The organism is Acidovorax sp. (assembly GCF_046339755.1).
Taxonomy (GTDB): domain Bacteria; phylum Pseudomonadota; class Gammaproteobacteria; order Burkholderiales; family Burkholderiaceae_C; genus Acidovorax.
The window spans coordinates 1-14,193 of the sequence record NZ_JBKDTZ010000001.1 but is presented as its reverse complement, the minus strand read 5'-3'; the positions used below and the strand labels follow the sequence as shown (position 1 = coordinate 14,193).

The 14,193-nt window shown below is 66.9% G+C and carries 13 protein-coding genes and 2 pseudogenes; 2 read left to right on the top strand and 13 right to left on the bottom strand.

What is annotated here, in order from left to right:
• Positions 1–3 precede the first annotated feature (3 nt).
• A complete protein-coding gene (locus ACK59X_RS00075) occupies positions 4–777 on the top strand; it encodes a glycosyltransferase (RefSeq protein ID WP_409954417.1) in 774 nt (257 codons plus the stop codon).
• Positions 778–787: 10 nt separating this feature from the next.
• Here the strand turns inward: ACK59X_RS00075 and ACK59X_RS00070 are convergent, their stop codons facing one another.
• The 7 genes and pseudogenes from ACK59X_RS00070 to carA all read right to left on the bottom strand — a co-directional run bounded on the left by ACK59X_RS00070 (position 788) and on the right by carA (position 8,697).
• A complete protein-coding gene (locus tag ACK59X_RS00070; RefSeq protein WP_409954429.1) occupies positions 788–1,267 on the bottom strand; it encodes a DUF4149 domain-containing protein in 480 nt (159 codons plus the stop codon).
• A complete protein-coding gene (gene greA / locus ACK59X_RS00065) occupies positions 1,264–1,740 on the bottom strand; it encodes a transcription elongation factor GreA (RefSeq protein WP_409954416.1) in 477 nt (158 codons plus the stop codon). The genes ACK59X_RS00070 and greA overlap by 4 nt, the downstream gene beginning before the upstream one ends.
• A gap of 154 nt (positions 1,741–1,894) precedes the next feature.
• Entirely contained in the window at positions 1,895–2,623 is a 729-nt protein-coding gene (locus tag ACK59X_RS00060) for an alpha/beta hydrolase (protein ID WP_409954415.1), read from the bottom strand.
• A gap of 123 nt (positions 2,624–2,746) precedes the next feature.
• Positions 2,747–3,706: a helix-turn-helix domain-containing protein gene (locus tag ACK59X_RS00055; protein ID WP_409954414.1), complete on the bottom strand. Its 960-nt coding sequence runs from the start codon at positions 3,704–3,706 to the stop codon at positions 2,747–2,749.
• A gap of 117 nt (positions 3,707–3,823) precedes the next feature.
• Positions 3,824–7,072: pseudogene (gene carB, locus ACK59X_RS00050) on the bottom strand (carbamoyl-phosphate synthase large subunit).
• A 14-nt stretch (positions 7,073–7,086) separates the two neighbouring features.
• A complete protein-coding gene (locus ACK59X_RS00045) occupies positions 7,087–7,503 on the bottom strand; it encodes a hypothetical protein (RefSeq protein ID WP_409954413.1) in 417 nt (138 codons plus the stop codon).
• A gap of 21 nt (positions 7,504–7,524) precedes the next feature.
• Positions 7,525–8,697, bottom strand: a complete 1,173-nt coding sequence (gene carA, locus ACK59X_RS00040) for a glutamine-hydrolyzing carbamoyl-phosphate synthase small subunit (RefSeq protein ID WP_409954412.1) — start codon at positions 8,695–8,697, stop codon at positions 7,525–7,527.
• Between the two features lie 443 nt (positions 8,698–9,140).
• Here carA and ACK59X_RS00035 point away from each other — a divergent pair, with 443 nt between their 5' ends.
• Complete coding sequence (locus tag ACK59X_RS00035) at positions 9,141–9,944, top strand: hypothetical protein (protein ID WP_409954411.1); 804 nt, start codon at positions 9,141–9,143, stop codon at positions 9,942–9,944.
• A 113-nt stretch (positions 9,945–10,057) separates the two neighbouring features.
• Here ACK59X_RS00035 and ACK59X_RS00030 read toward each other — a convergent pair whose 3' ends face one another.
• From ACK59X_RS00030 to ACK59X_RS00005, 6 genes and pseudogenes are all read right to left on the bottom strand, one after another.
• Positions 10,058–10,849, bottom strand: a complete 792-nt coding sequence (locus tag ACK59X_RS00030; protein WP_409954410.1) for a TrmH family RNA methyltransferase — start codon at positions 10,847–10,849, stop codon at positions 10,058–10,060.
• A gap of 48 nt (positions 10,850–10,897) precedes the next feature.
• Complete coding sequence (gene rnhB, locus ACK59X_RS00025; RefSeq protein ID WP_409954409.1) at positions 10,898–11,560, bottom strand: ribonuclease HII; 663 nt, start codon at positions 11,558–11,560, stop codon at positions 10,898–10,900.
• Entirely contained in the window at positions 11,520–12,692 is a 1,173-nt protein-coding gene (lpxB, locus tag ACK59X_RS00020) for a lipid-A-disaccharide synthase (RefSeq protein WP_409954408.1), read from the bottom strand. The genes rnhB and lpxB overlap by 41 nt, the downstream gene beginning before the upstream one ends.
• A gap of 22 nt (positions 12,693–12,714) precedes the next feature.
• A complete protein-coding gene (gene lpxA, locus ACK59X_RS00015; protein WP_409954407.1) occupies positions 12,715–13,503 on the bottom strand; it encodes an acyl-ACP--UDP-N-acetylglucosamine O-acyltransferase in 789 nt (262 codons plus the stop codon).
• A gap of 23 nt (positions 13,504–13,526) precedes the next feature.
• Entirely contained in the window at positions 13,527–13,967 is a 441-nt protein-coding gene (gene fabZ, locus ACK59X_RS00010) for a 3-hydroxyacyl-ACP dehydratase FabZ (protein ID WP_409954406.1), read from the bottom strand.
• Positions 13,968–13,983: 16 nt separating this feature from the next.
• Positions 13,984–14,193: pseudogene (locus tag ACK59X_RS00005) on the bottom strand (UDP-3-O-(3-hydroxymyristoyl)glucosamine N-acyltransferase); the annotation flags it as partial.

Below are 14,193 nucleotides of genomic sequence, written 5' to 3'. Positions count from 1 at the left end.
CGCATGGTCGTCGCCGCCGCCACGCCCGCGGGCAGCGCCGCGCCCTCGGTGGGCCAGCGCCACGTCATCTGCATGAAATGGGGCACGAAATACGGCCCCGAATACGTCAACCGCCTGTATGCGATGGTGCGCAGGCACCTGTCGGGCGACTTCAACTTCGTCTGCCTCACCGACGACAGCGCCGGCATCCGCAGCGAGGTGCAGTGCCTGCCCATTCCGCCACTCGACCTGCCTGCCGGCATCCCCGAGCGCGGCTGGACCAAGCTCGTCACCTTCAGCGCCGACCTGCACGGCCTCAAGGGCACGGCCCTGTTCCTGGATGTGGACGTGGTCGTCACGGGTTCGCTCGATGATTTCTTCACCCGGCCGGGTGAATTCCTCATCATCCACGACTACAAGCGTCCCTGGCGCATCACCGGCAATTCATCGGTGTACCGCTTCGAACTGGGCGCCCACCCGGACGTGCTGGACTATTTCCGCGGCCATTTCGCCGAAATCCGCGAGCAGTTCCGCAACGAGCAGGCCTACCGGTCGGACTTCCTGCACCGCCAGGGCAAGCTGGCCTACTGGCCAGCCGCCTGGTGCCCGAGCTTCAAGTACCACGGCATTCCCGCCTGGCCCAGCCACTTCTGGAAGGCGCCCGTCGTGCCACCGGATGCCCGCAGCGTGATCGTCCACGGCGAGTGCAACCCGCCCGATGCGCTGGCGGGCCGGCGCAACCGGCGTTTCCGCTACATCCGGCCCGCCACCTGGGTGGCGGAGCACTGGCACGAGTGAGCAGGCTGGCTCAGGGACCGGGCTGCGCGGGCGCCGGCCCGGCCAGGTCCTCGGCGAGCTCGGCCTGAAGGGCCACGGTGCGCCACAGCACCACCAGCGCGCATACCCACTGCAGCACATACATGCCGGTGCCCACGGAATGCCACAGGCGCAGGTCCTGCCGCGCCACGATGCGTGGCGACACGCCGAACTGCACCAGCAGGGCGAGCAGCAGGCCGCCGAGCACGAAACCCAAGGCCGCCTTGGCCCAGGGCTCCTGGAATTCTTCGTGCCGGCGCCGGGAAATGAGCAGCAGCAGCACGCAGCAGGCCACGGTGACCCAGGTCTGAGCAGCAAACAGCTTCGCTGCCATCTGCCCGGCCAGCGCGGGCGATGGCAGATGGGCGAACAGCATGGGCACCACCAGGAAACCCACGGTGGTGAGGCTGCCCCACCACAGGGCGGCAGCCAGGGCCGGCAGGCGTGCAAACCTCGACGAGCCAGGCCTCAGACGTAACTGACGGCCACCACCTCGTAGCGGCGGATGCCGCCGGGTGCCTGCACTTCGGCGGTATCGCCCTCTTCCTTGCCGATCAGCGCGCGCGCGATGGGGCTGGAGATATTGATCAGGCCCTGCTTGAGGTCGGCCTCGTCTTCGCCCACGATCTGGTAGGTCACGGTATCGCCCGTGTCCTCGTCTTCGAGCTTCACCGTCGCACCGAACACCACGCGGCCACCGGCGTCCAGCTCGGTCGGGTCGATGATCTGCGCGGCGGACAGCTTGCCTTCCACTTCCTGGATGCGGCCTTCGATGAAGCCCTGGCGGTCCTTGGCGGCCTCGTACTCGGCGTTTTCGCTCAGGTCACCCTGGGCGCGGGCGTCGGAAATGGCCGTGATCACCCAGGGGCGGTCCACGGTCTTCAGGCGGTGCAGCTCTTCGCGCAGCTTCTCCGCGCCGCGCTTGGTGTTGGGAATGGTGGTCATGTCCGTCGTCGTTCGGGTTTGTAAAAAAACGACACCGCCGGGCGTTGGCCGGGCGGTGTCATGGGCATGATTATGCCGTGTGTTGGGCAGGGGTCAATGCGTGGCAATACCCGTTCGCCCCTCGGATTTTTCAGGCAGGCGCAGGCGCATGGAATCAGTCCCGGCCCGCCTTTTCGATGCTGGCCGCGGCCAGCGCCGGGTCGGTAAAGCAGATCTCGTGGCTGCCCTGGCACTCCACCAGACGGAACAGGCCCAGGCGCTCCGACAGGCGCGGGTGCCAGGGCAGGCTGTGGGGCAAGGCCACGTCCTGCTGCGCATTCAGGTAACTCTTGCCAATGTCCAGCGCCGCCAGCGGCACGGGCAGGCGGGCGGGCTCGGTGAAGGTGCGGTAGGGGTGCGGGTTGAGCAGCGCATAGCTGCTTTGCGCCAGGGCTTCGCCGGCATCGTTGATGAAGGCCTCGCGCCAGATCGGGTAAGGCAGCATCACCGCATTGCCGTTGGCCGCCGCGACCTGGTCGAACAGCGCGCGGTAGTGCGGTGGCACCAGGTCGTTGAGGCATTCCCCATCCTGCGGCACGAAGGCGTTCCAGTACACCAGCCGGCGGATGCGCCCCGCAAGCCGTGCAGGCATGTGGCTGATGACCATGCCGCCATAGCTGTGGCCCACCAGGCGCACCTCGCGCAGGTCCTGGCCCTCGATGAAGGCGGCGAGCGAGTCGACCGCGTCGGCCAGGCCCGTGGCCGCGCGGTCGTCGCCCGGCCGGTTGCCGGCCAGTGTGGGGCAGTGCACGGTGTGGCCGCGTGCGCGCAGGTGGCCGGCCGTGGCCTCCATCTCGGCGCCGGTGTGCCATGCGCCATGGACCAGGACATAGGTATCCGCCATCGTTGTCTCCTTCGGTAGTGTTGCCAGGCAGTGCCGAATGCCCCGCCCTGGCGCTACGTTAAAGAGAAGGTGGCGGACAGGATGGCCTGTACGTGCCAGCCATCTGGGCCCGGTGTGCCAGCGTCAGCCGCGCCGCCACTGTGCCGGACACAGCCCCATGGCGCGCTGGAAGGCGCGCGCAAAGTGCGACGCATCGGCAAAGCCGCAGCGCCGCCCGATCTCGGCCACGGAGACATGCGCCAGCTGGGGCCGACGCAGCAGTTCGCGCGCCCGCGCAAGGCGCATCTGGCGCAACGTGCCCGCAAAAGTACTGCCCTGCGCCGCAAACGCACGGTGCAGGGTGCGCAGCGACACGCCGGCTTCATCGGCCAGGGCCTGGGCCGACAGGCTGCGCTGGTCAATGCGGGCCGCCATCAGCGCAGACAGGTGGGCATGCAGGCCCTGGGTGGCGCTGGCCAGCCCCAAGGGCGACTCCAGAGAGGCCGAAAGCAAGGCCCCCAGATGGTCCGACAGCAGCGCGGGCGGCAAGGCCTGGGCAGAGGCCGGATCACGCGCCAGTTGCACCGCCAGGGCCCCCAGGCTCTGGCCCCAGCCCTGGTCGCGCCAGGCCACGCGAGGGCCATGGGCCTCGGCCTGGGCCAGCCACTGCCCCACCCAGGCGCGCGGCAGCTGCAGCGAAACGCAGCCCACCCCCTCGGGGAAATGCAGTTCGTAGGGCCGTGCCGAATCCACCAGCACCACATCGCCCGGCCGCAGGTGGGCCACCTGCCCGTCCTGGCGCACATGCCAGGAGGCTTCGGCCTGCGCGATCAGGTAGAACGGCAGTTGCCGGCTGCAGGCAATGCCAGCCGGCGTGCGGTAGACGTCCTGGGTGGAGGCCCGCACCTGGTTGACCGAGAGGCCAGCCACCGGCAGGCTCTGCAGCACCCCGTCGAAGGTGGTCGCCACGCGCGAGCTGCAGTCCATCTCCAGGAAGGCCTCGCAGATGGCGCCAACCCAATAGTCCAGCCGCGCCGCGGGCGCGACCTCGTCGGTCGTCCAGCGGCGCAATGCCGGGGAGGCGGGTGCAGGGGCGGCGGCCATGCCAGCAATCTAGCGGCAAGCCCCGGCGGCAGGCAACAGGGCAAGCCCGCAGACAAAGAAAAAGCCCCGTGAAGGCGACTCCACGGGGCCTTGTATAGCCATTGCTGGCCAAACGGATCAGGCTGCAGCGAGTTGCGCGTGCAGCTCCTGCACCGAGTACACGTCCAGCTTGTCCATGTACTTCATGCCTTCCACGGCCGCCTCGGCGCCGAAGATGGTGGTGAAGGTGGTCACGCGGGCCAGCAGCGACGAGGTGCGGATGGTGCGCGAATCGGCGATCGCGTTGCGGCGCTCTTCCACGGTGTTGATGACCATCACGATCTCGTTGTTCTTGATCATGTCCACGATGTGCGGGCGGCCTTCAGTCACCTTGTTGACCACTTGCACCGGCACGCCGGCCTCATCGATGGCGGCGGCCGTGCCCTTGGTGGCAACGAGCTCGAAGCCCATGGCCACGAGCTGGCGCGCGATGTCCACGGCGCGCGGCTTGTCGGCGTTCTTCACGGTGAGGAAGACCTTGCCGGCCGTGGGCAGCTTGGTGCCCGCGCCCATCTGGCTCTTCACGAAGGCTTCGCCGAAGGTCTTGCCCACGCCCATGACTTCGCCGGTGGACTTCATCTCGGGGCCGAGGATGGTGTCCACGCCGGGGAACTTCACGAAGGGGAACACGGCCTCCTTCACGCTGAAGTACGGCGGCGTCACTTCCTTGGTGATGCCTTGCGAGGCCAGGGTCTGGCCGGCCATGCAGCGTGCCGCCACCTTGGCCAGCTGGATGCCCGTGGCCTTGCTCACGAAGGGCACCGTGCGCGAGGCGCGCGGGTTCACTTCGAGCACGTAGATCACGTCCTTGCCGTCCATTTCCTGGATGGCGAACTGCACGTTCATCAGGCCCACCACGTTCAGGCCCTGGGCCATGGCGGCGGTCTGGCGCTTGATCTCGTCGATGGTGGGCTGCGACAGGTAGTACGGGGGCAGCGAGCAGGCGGAGTCGCCGCTGTGCACGCCGGCCTGCTCGATGTGTTCCATCACGCCACCGATGAAGGTCACGCCGGAAGAATCACGCACGCAGTCCACGTCGCACTCGATGGCGTTGCTCAGGAAGCGGTCCAGCAGCACGGGCGAGTCGTTGCTCACCTTGACGGCTTCGCGCATGTAGCGCTCCAGGTCGCGTTGCTCGTGCACGATTTCCATCGCACGGCCACCCAGCACGTAGCTGGGGCGCACCACCAGGGGGTAGCCCAGGGCGGCGGCCTTCTCCAGGGCCTCGGCTTCGGTGCGGGCCGTGGCGTTGGGCGGCTGGCGCAGGCCGAGGTCACCCAGCAGCTTCTGGAAGCGCTCGCGGTCTTCGGCCGCATCGATCATGTCGGGCGTGGTGACGATGATCGGCACGCCTTCGGCTTCCAGGCCCAGCGCGAGCTTCAGAGGCGTCTGGCCGCCGTACTGCACGATCACGCCGACCGGCTTTTCCTTGTCCACGATCTCCAGCACGTCTTCGAGCGTCACGGGCTCGAAGTACAGGCGGTCGGAGGTGTCGTAGTCGGTGGACACGGTCTCGGGGTTGCAGTTGACCATGATGGTCTCGTAGCCGTCCTCGCGCATCGCCAGCGCCGCGTGCACGCAGCAGTAGTCGAACTCGATGCCCTGGCCGATGCGGTTGGGCCCGCCGCCCAGCACCATGATCTTCTTGTTGTTCGTCGGCTCGGCCTCGCACTCCTCGTCGTAGGTGGAGTACAGGTAGGCGGTGTTGGTCGCGAACTCGGCGGCGCAAGTGTCCACACGCTTGTAGACGGGGCGCACGTTGAGCGCGCGGCGCGCCTCGCGCACGGCCTTCTCGGTGGTCTTGAGCAGCTTGGCCAGGCGGCGGTCGGAGAAGCCCTTTTGCTTGAGCGTGCGCAGCGTGGGTGCGTCCAGCGCCGCCAGCGCGCCCTCGCCCTTCTCGGCGGTGAGCTGGTCGATATCGAGCTCGATCTTCACGATCTGCTCGATCTGCACCAGGAACCACTTGTCGATCTTGGTCAGCTCGAACACCTCGTCGACCGACAGGCCCATGGCTAAGGCATCGCCCACGTACCAGATGCGCTCGGGGCCGGGCTCGCCCAGTTCCTATTCGAGCACTTCGCGGTCCTGGGTTTTCTCGTTCATGCCGTCCACGCCCACCTCCAGGCCGCGCAGGGCCTTCTGGAAGGATTCCTGGAAGGTGCGGCCCATGGCCATGACCTCGCCCACGGACTTCATCTGCGTGGTCAGGCGGCTGTCGGCCGTGGGGAACTTCTCGAACGCGAAGCGCGGGATCTTGGTGACCACATAGTCGATAGAGGGCTCGAACGAAGCGGGCGTGATGCCGCCCGTGATCTCGTTGCGCAGCTCGTCGAGCGTGTAGCCCACGGCCAGCTTGGCCGCGACCTTGGCGATGGGGAAGCCCGTGGCCTTGGAGGCCAGCGCCGAGGAACGCGAGACGCGCGGGTTCATCTCGATCACGACCATGCGGCCGTCCTTGGGGTTGATCGAGAACTGCACGTTGGAGCCACCCGTGTCCACGCCGATCTCGCGCAGCACCGCCAGGGAGGCGTTGCGCATGATCTGGTATTCCTTGTCGGTCAGCGTCTGCGCGGGGGCCACGGTGATCGAGTCGCCGGTGTGCACGCCCATCGGGTCCAGGTTCTCGATGGAGCAGATGATGATGCAGTTGTCCGCCTTGTCACGGACCACTTCCATCTCGTACTCCTTCCAGCCGAGCAGCGACTCTTCGATCAAGAGCTCGTTGGTGGGCGAGGCTTCCAGGCCGCGCTTGCAGATGGTCTCGAATTCTTCGGGGTTGTAGGCAATGCCGCCGCCCGTGCCGCCCAGCGTGAAGCTGGGGCGGATCACGGTGGGGAAGCCCACCTGCTTTTGCACGCCCCAGGCCTCTTCCATGCTGTGGGCGATGCCCGAGCGCGCCGAGCCCAGGCCGATCTTGGTCATCGCGTCCTTGAACTTCAGGCGGTCTTCGGCCTTGTCGATGGCCTCGGGCGTGGCGCCGATCAGCTCGACCTTGTACTTGTCGAGCACGCCGTGGTGCCACAGGTCGAGCGCGCAGTTCAGCGCGGTCTGGCCGCCCATGGTGGGCAGGATGGCGTCGGGGCGCTCCTTGGCGATGATCTTCTCGACCGTCTGCCAGGTGATGGGCTCGATGTAGGTCACGTCGGCCGTGGCCGGATCGGTCATGATCGTCGCGGGGTTGCTGTTGATCAGGATGACCTTGTAGCCCTCTTCGCGCAGGGCCTTGCAGGCCTGCACGCCGGAGTAGTCGAACTCGCAGGCCTGGCCGATGATGATCGGGCCAGCGCCGATGATGAGGATGCTTTTGATGTCTGTACGTTTTGGCATGTTGCGTCGATCAATCAGTCGATCGTGGGTTCGGCGGCCTGGGGGCTGGCGGGCGTGGCGACGGCTGCTGCAGCGTCTCGGCGCGTGTTGATCTTGGCGATCAGCGCCTGCGTGCGCTCGGGCGGCAGGTTCTTCTGCATCAACTGCAGCAGGCCATCGCCCTGGACCAGGGGCAGCAGCACTTCGGTTTCCGCGTCATAAAACGTCACGTCCCACTCGGCCATGGCTTCGGCAAAGGTCTCGTCGTCCCAGGTCTTGCCCTTGGCCACCAGGGTGACCAAAGGCATGGCCTTGTTCTCGATGAACGACTTCTTGTAGGGCTTTTGCGCCCAGCGCTCGGTGAACCACTCACGGTGCGGCGACGGCAGGGTCAGCACACGCTTGTGGATGGCTTTCTCGAGCGAAGCCTGGGGGAAGCTGAAGAGTTTCATGGCGCAGTTCCTAAGGTGGGCTTATTGGGTGCGCGCAGTCCGCATCGCGTCGGTGAAGCGGTCGAACAGGTAGGCAATGTCGTGCGGGCCGGGCGATGCCTCGGGGTGGCCCTGGAAGCAGAACGCCGGCTTGTCCTTGTGCACCAGGCCTTGCAGCGTGCCGTCGAACAGGCTCACGTGCGTGGCGCGCAGGTTGGCAGGCAGCGAATCCATCTCCACCGCAAAACCGTGGTTCTGGCTGGTGATGCTCACGCGGCCGGTATCGAGGTCCTTCACCGGGTGGTTGGCACCGTGGTGGCTGTTGGCCATCTTGAAGGTCTTGGCGCCGGCGGCCAGGGCCATGATCTGGTGGCCCAGGCAGATGCCGAAGGTGGGAATACCGGTCTCGACGATGGTGCGCGTGGCAGCGATCGCGTAGTCGCAGGGCTCTGGATCGCCAGGGCCGTTGGAGAGGAACACGCCATCGGGCTTCATGGCCAGCACGTCGGCCGCAGGCGTCTGCGCGGGCACCACGGTGACCTTGCAGCCGCGCTGCGCGAGCATGCGCAGGATGTTCTTCTTGACGCCGTAGTCGTAGGCCACCACGTGGAACTGCGGTGCATCGAGCTTGCCGTAGCCTTGGCCCAGGGCCCACTCGGTCTCGGTCCACTCATAGGTGGACTTGGTGGAGACCACCTTGGCCAGGTCCAGCCCGGCCATGCTGGGCGCGGCCTTGGCACCGGCCAGGGCCTCGTCGATCAGCGCCTGCGTCACGCTCTGGCCTTGCGCCAAGCCGATGATGGCGCCGTTCTGGGCACCCTTTTCGCGCAGCAGGCGGGTGAGCTTGCGGGTATCGATGTTGGCGATGGCCACGGTGCGCTCGCGCACCAGGTACTGCGACAGGGTCTCGGTGGAGCGGAAGTTGCTGGCCAGAAGCGGCAGATCCTTGATGATCAGGCCTGCGGCATGGACCTTGTCGGCTTCGATATCCTCGGAATTGACGCCGTAGTTGCCGATGTGCGGATACGTCAGGGTGACGATCTGCTGGCAGTAGCTCGGGTCGGTCAGGATTTCCTGGTAGCCGACGATGGAAGTGTTGAACACCACCTCGCCGACGGTGGTGCCGGTGGCACCGATCGAATTGCCGATAAAGACCGTGCCGTCTGCGAGCGCCAGGATGGCGGGCGGGAAGGTTCCCTTGAGAGACAAAAGCACTGGGTTCTCCGAATGGTTACGGTCGCCCGGAGTCGCAGGAAGAGGTCCTGGGACTGCTGTTTGTGGGAAGTTTGCTTTGGGTGCGGCCGGGCGACGTGTTTGCGGGAAAGCCTCCAATTGTAGCCTGAGCCCGCCCATCCCCGACACACAAGCGCAACATTCCCTGGCACCCGCATGCACCATTTGCACAACCGCCAATGGAAATCAGCCCCAATTGCTACGTTTTTAATAGCAGACTCTTTATTGTAACAAGCAGAGACAGATTTGGCATCCCCGTGCGCGACAACCGTCGCGCGAACTGCTCCCTGCACACCCCCTCGCCGCGGCAGCAGCTGTGAGAAGCATTTCACGAACCGACACAACTTCACCCTGCCCCACCAGGTGACTTGCGCAGCGTGTCGCTAGACTTTCCCGCATTGTTTGCAACTACCAAGAGAGACGGGATGACCAAGACTTCGATCGCGCTGGCGTGCGCACTGTTCTCCACCCTGGCCGCGGCGCAGGACCTTGCAGCCTACCCCCAGGTGTTCACCGGCCCGCAGGGCCTGGAGGTGGTGCTGGCACCGACCACCGATGGCAAGGCCGCGCTGATGCGCGTGAGCGGCGTCAACGGCCCCATCGACAAGGTGGTCTTCCTGGGCAGGCAGGAACAGCGCGGCAGCGGTACCGAAGCCTATGTGACCACGCTGGACGGCCGCGACTGGGGCCTGGTGCAGAAGCAGGCCAACCGCTACGGCGGCGGCGAGCGCTATGTGACCTACCTGCCGGGCCGCCAGGGCGCGGTGGACCTGGCCTTCGACGAGAAGAAGAGCAAGGCCCTGAACACGGCCGAGATCAAGACGGCCTACGCGCGCCAGCAGAAGGACGGCGTGCAGGAAAAGCTGGCCCGCTTCGACCGCGACAAGCACCTGGCCTCGGCGCAGGCCGACCTCTCCAGCACCGACACCTCGGCCAGCAACGCTTGCGGCAGCCCGGTGAAGACGGCGGTGGACTGGAAGTCCATCGACGACGACAAGCTCAAGAAGCTCAGCATCGCCAGCTTCTGCGGCGAGGTCGCCTCGCAGATGGGCAGCATGTGCGGGAGCAATGCCGGCTTCAAGGCCAAGGCGGCGTCGCTGGGCCAGATCCAGTGCCAGTTCGGTCCCGAGCTCAAGCTGCGCGTGGACGGCCAGAAGCTGGTGTTCACCACCCACCAGGATGCGCCCAACCAGGGCGACTTCGTACAGCAGTTCCTGCGCAATCAGTAGCACGGCTTTGCCTTCAACCGCCTGGCGTCGTTGGTTCGCCTCGCCGTGCTGGAGCACTGTCTGCGGCTTACCGCCCAGCGATGCGGCTGAATGCAAATCCGTACGGAGGGTGTTCAGCGCCCCGCCGCCAGCGCGCGCTGCGCTGCGCTGGCGTGCAGGCAGATGGCGGCCGCCGCGCCCACGTTGAGTGACTCTTCGCCGCCCGGCTGGGCGATGCGGATGTGCTGCGTGGCGCGCTCCTGCAGCACGGCGCTGACACCCTGCCCTTCGTGCCCCATGACCCAGGCGCAGGGCCAGGGCAGCTCGGCGCGGTGCAGGTAGTCACCCTGGTGCGAGCTGGTCACCAGCGTGGGCAGATCGAGGCCGGCCAGGTCTTCTGGCGCCAGACCCTCGACCAGATCGAGCGCGAAGTGCGCGCCCATGCCCGCACGCAGCACCTTGGGCGACCACAGGGCAGCGCTGCCCTTGAGCGCCAGCACCTGCCGGAACCCGAAGGCCGAGGCGCTGCGCAGGATGGAGCCGACATTGCCCGCATCCTGCACCCGGTCGAGCACCACGGCGGCCACTCCGGCCTGGGGCATCCGGGCCTCGGGCAGGTCGAGCACGAACCCCATCTTCGCAGGCGACTCCAGGCCGCTGATGTCGGCAAACAGGGCATCGCCCAGCACGACCACCTTGGGCGCGGCCTTGCCCCACTCCACCTGGGCAGAGGGCCACAGCGACTCGGCGAACACCGCCACCGCAGGCGCCACGCCACGCTCCAGCGCCGCGCGGCACAGGTGGTCCCCCTCAAGCCAGACGCGGCCCTGCTTGCGGTAGGCGCCGTTGTCCTGCGCCAGACGGCGCAGGTCCTTGACCCAGGCGTTGTCGCGCGAATGGATGGCGGTGACGGAAGAAGAAGTCATGGAATACAGGGCCGCAAGAGGAAAGGAGCGGCCGGAGGCCGCAGCGCCCTAGGCGCCGATGCTTGGGGAGGCTGACGGTTGCTGCACCACCAGGGCCTGCACCGGGGCGAACGAGCGGCGGTGGTGGATGCAGGCGCCATGGGCACGCAAGGCCTCCATGTGCACCACGGTGCCATAGCCCTTGTGGGCCGAAAAGCCGTAGTGCGGGAAATGCGTGTGCACCTCCTCGCACCAGCGGTCGCGGTGCACCTTGGCCAGGATGGAGGCCGCGGAGATGGATTTGACGAGCGCATCGCCCTTGACGATGGCCTCGGAGGGCACATCCAGCCGGGGCAACTGGTTGCCGTCCACCAGCACGCGCACGGGCTTCAAGCGCAGGCCCATCACGGCACGGCGCATGGCCAGCAGCGTGGCCTGCAGGATGTTCAGCTGGTCGATCTCCTCCACGCTGGCCTCGGCGATGGCAAAGCACAGCGCCTTGGCGCGGATTTCGTCGAACAGGGCTTCGCGGCGCAGCGCGGTGAGCTTCTTGGAATCGTCCAGCCCGGCAATGGGGCGCAGGTCATCGAGGATGACGGCAGCAGCCACCACCGGCCCGGCCAGCGGGCCGCGGCCGGCCTCGTCCACGCCGGCCACCAGGCCGGGAGGATGCCAGTCCAGGCTTACCTGCTCAGACAGCAGGGGCGGTGGCAAGGATTTTCTCGATCGCATCGGCAGCCAGTTGGGAAGTGTCGCGCCGCAGGCTCGCGTGCAGCGCGGAAAAACGCTGTTCCAAAGCCGCAATGGTAGCGGGATGCTGCGCTTTTGCGACAAACCATTGCAGTGTGGCGTCGCACAGCGCCTGCGGCGTGGCGGCGTCCTGGATCAGCTCGGGCACCACGAATTCGCCGCACAGGATGTTGGGCAGCCCGACCCAGGGCTGCAGCTGCTTGCGCTTCATGAGCCACCAGCTCAAGGGGTGCATGTGGTAGCCGATCACCATGGGGCGCTTGAACAGGGCTGCCTCCAGCGTGGCGGAGCCGCTGGCGATCAGCGTCGCGTCGCAGGCGGCCAGCACGGTGTGCGACTGGCCGGTGACGATCTGCAGCAGATCGGCCACGCCCTGCTCACGCGCGACCTGCTCGATGCGCGCATGCAGCGCGGGTACGGCGGGCACGACCATGCGCAGCTTCGGGCGCGTTTGGCGCAGCAGCGCCGCGGCCTGAAAGAAGGCGGGCGCGATGTACTGCACCTCGGAAGAGCGGCTGCCCGGCAGGATGGCCAGCACATCGTCGGCATCCGAGAGCCCCAGATGGGCACGCGCGCCGGCGCGGTCCGGCACCTCAGGGATCACGCTGGCCAGCGGGTGGCCGACGTAGGTGGCGGCGATGCCATGGCGCGCCAGCAGCTCGGGCTCGAACGGGAAGATGCACAGCACGTGGCCCGCGCTCTTGCGGATCTTCTCGACACGGTCGGCCCGCCAGGCCCAGATCGAGGGGCAGACGAAATGCACCGTGGGAATGCCGGCGGCACGCAGGTCGGCCTCCAGCCCCAGGTTGAAATCGGGCGCATCCACGCCGATGAAGACGTCGGGACGCTCGGCCAGCAGGCGCGTGCGCAGCTGCTTGCGGATGGCGAGCAGCTCACGCAAGCGGCGGAACACCTCGATGCTGTAGCCGTGCACGGCCAGCCTCTCACTGGGCCACCAGGCGGCAAAACCGCGCCGGGCCATCTGCGGCCCGCCGATGCCATGGGCGGTCGCCGCCGGCCAGCGCGCCTGCACGCCGTCGAGCAGCAGGCCGGCCAGCAGGTCGCCCGAGGCTTCGCCAGCGACCATCGCCACGCGGGGCGCCGTGTCCGTCATATTCGCAATCCCTCAAAGGAAATCAGCGGGCAATGCCGGCGGCAGAGCTTGCCAGGAAGGCGTCCATCAAGGCCACATCGCCCGCCGCCTCGGGCATGTCGGCCGGCAGCGCCAGGATCAGCTTGCGCGCCTCGTCCAGGGTCAGGCCCTGGCGGTACAGCAGCTTGTGCATCTCGCGGATGGCGGCGATGCGTTCGGCCGAGAAGTCGCGCCGGCGCAGGCCCACCAGGTTCACGCCGCGCACGGCCAGCGGGCTGCCGTCCACCACCATGTAGGGCGGCACGTCCTTGTTGACGTGGCTGGAGAACCCGACCATGGTGTGCGCGCCGACGCGCATGCGCTGCAGCACGCCGGTGAGGCCGCCCACGGTGGCCCAGTCGCCCACCTCCACATGCCCGGCCAGCGTGGTGTTGTTGGCCATGGTGGTCTGGTGGCCGATCACGCAGTCGTGCGCGATGTGCACGTAGGCCATGATCCAGTTGTCGTCGCCCACCGTGGTCTGGCCGCGGTCCTGCACCGTGCCGGTGTTCAGCGTGCAGAACTCTCGGATGGTGTTGCGGTCGCCGATCACCAGGCGCGTGGGCTCACCCGCGTACTTCTTGTCCTGCGGCGCGGCGCCCAGCGACGAAAACTGGAAGATGCGGTTGTCCTGGCCGATGGTGGTGTGCCCCTCGATGACGCAGTGCGCCCCCACCGTGGTGCCGGCGCCGATCACCACGTCCGGGCCGATCACGGCATAGGGCCCGACCTGAACCGTAGGGTCCAGGCGTGCACCGTCTGCGATGACGGCCGTGGGATGGATGTTGCTCACGTTCGAAAACAGGCCGGAAAAGGTCAACCCACCTGGCGCATGGTGCACATGAGTTCGGCTTCGCAAGCCACTTCCTCGCCCACGCTGGCCACGCCCTTGAACTTCCAGATGCCACCGCGCACGCGGTCGATGGTGATGGTCATCACCAGTTGGTCGCCCGGCTCCACGGGGCGCTTGAAGCGCGCACCGTCGATGCCGACGAAGTAGTAGATGTTGTTCTCGTCGGGCACCTTGCCCATGGCATCGAAGGCCAGCAGCCCGGCGGCCTGCGCAAGGGCTTCGAGGATCAGCACGCCAGGCATCACCGGGCGACCCGGAAAGTGCCCCATGAAGTACGGCTCGTTGAAGGTGACGTTCTTGATCGCCTTGATGTGCTTGTTGCTCTCCAGCTCCAGCACCTTGTCCACCAGCAGGAACGGGTAGCGGTGCGGCAGTTGCTTGAGAATCGCGTGAATATCCATCATCGAGTTGTTCTTCCGTTCATGCTGCCTTGAGAGCTTGCTCCAGCGCCTTGATGCGCTCGCGCAAGCTGTGCAGTTGTTTGAGTGTTGCAGCGTTTTTTTCCCAGCGCGCATTGTCGTCGATGGGGAACATGCCGGTGTACTGGCCGGGCTGGGTCAGCGAGCGGGTAACGACCGTGGCCGCCGAGATGTGCACGTTGTCCGCCAGCGTGAGGTGGCCCAGCACGAT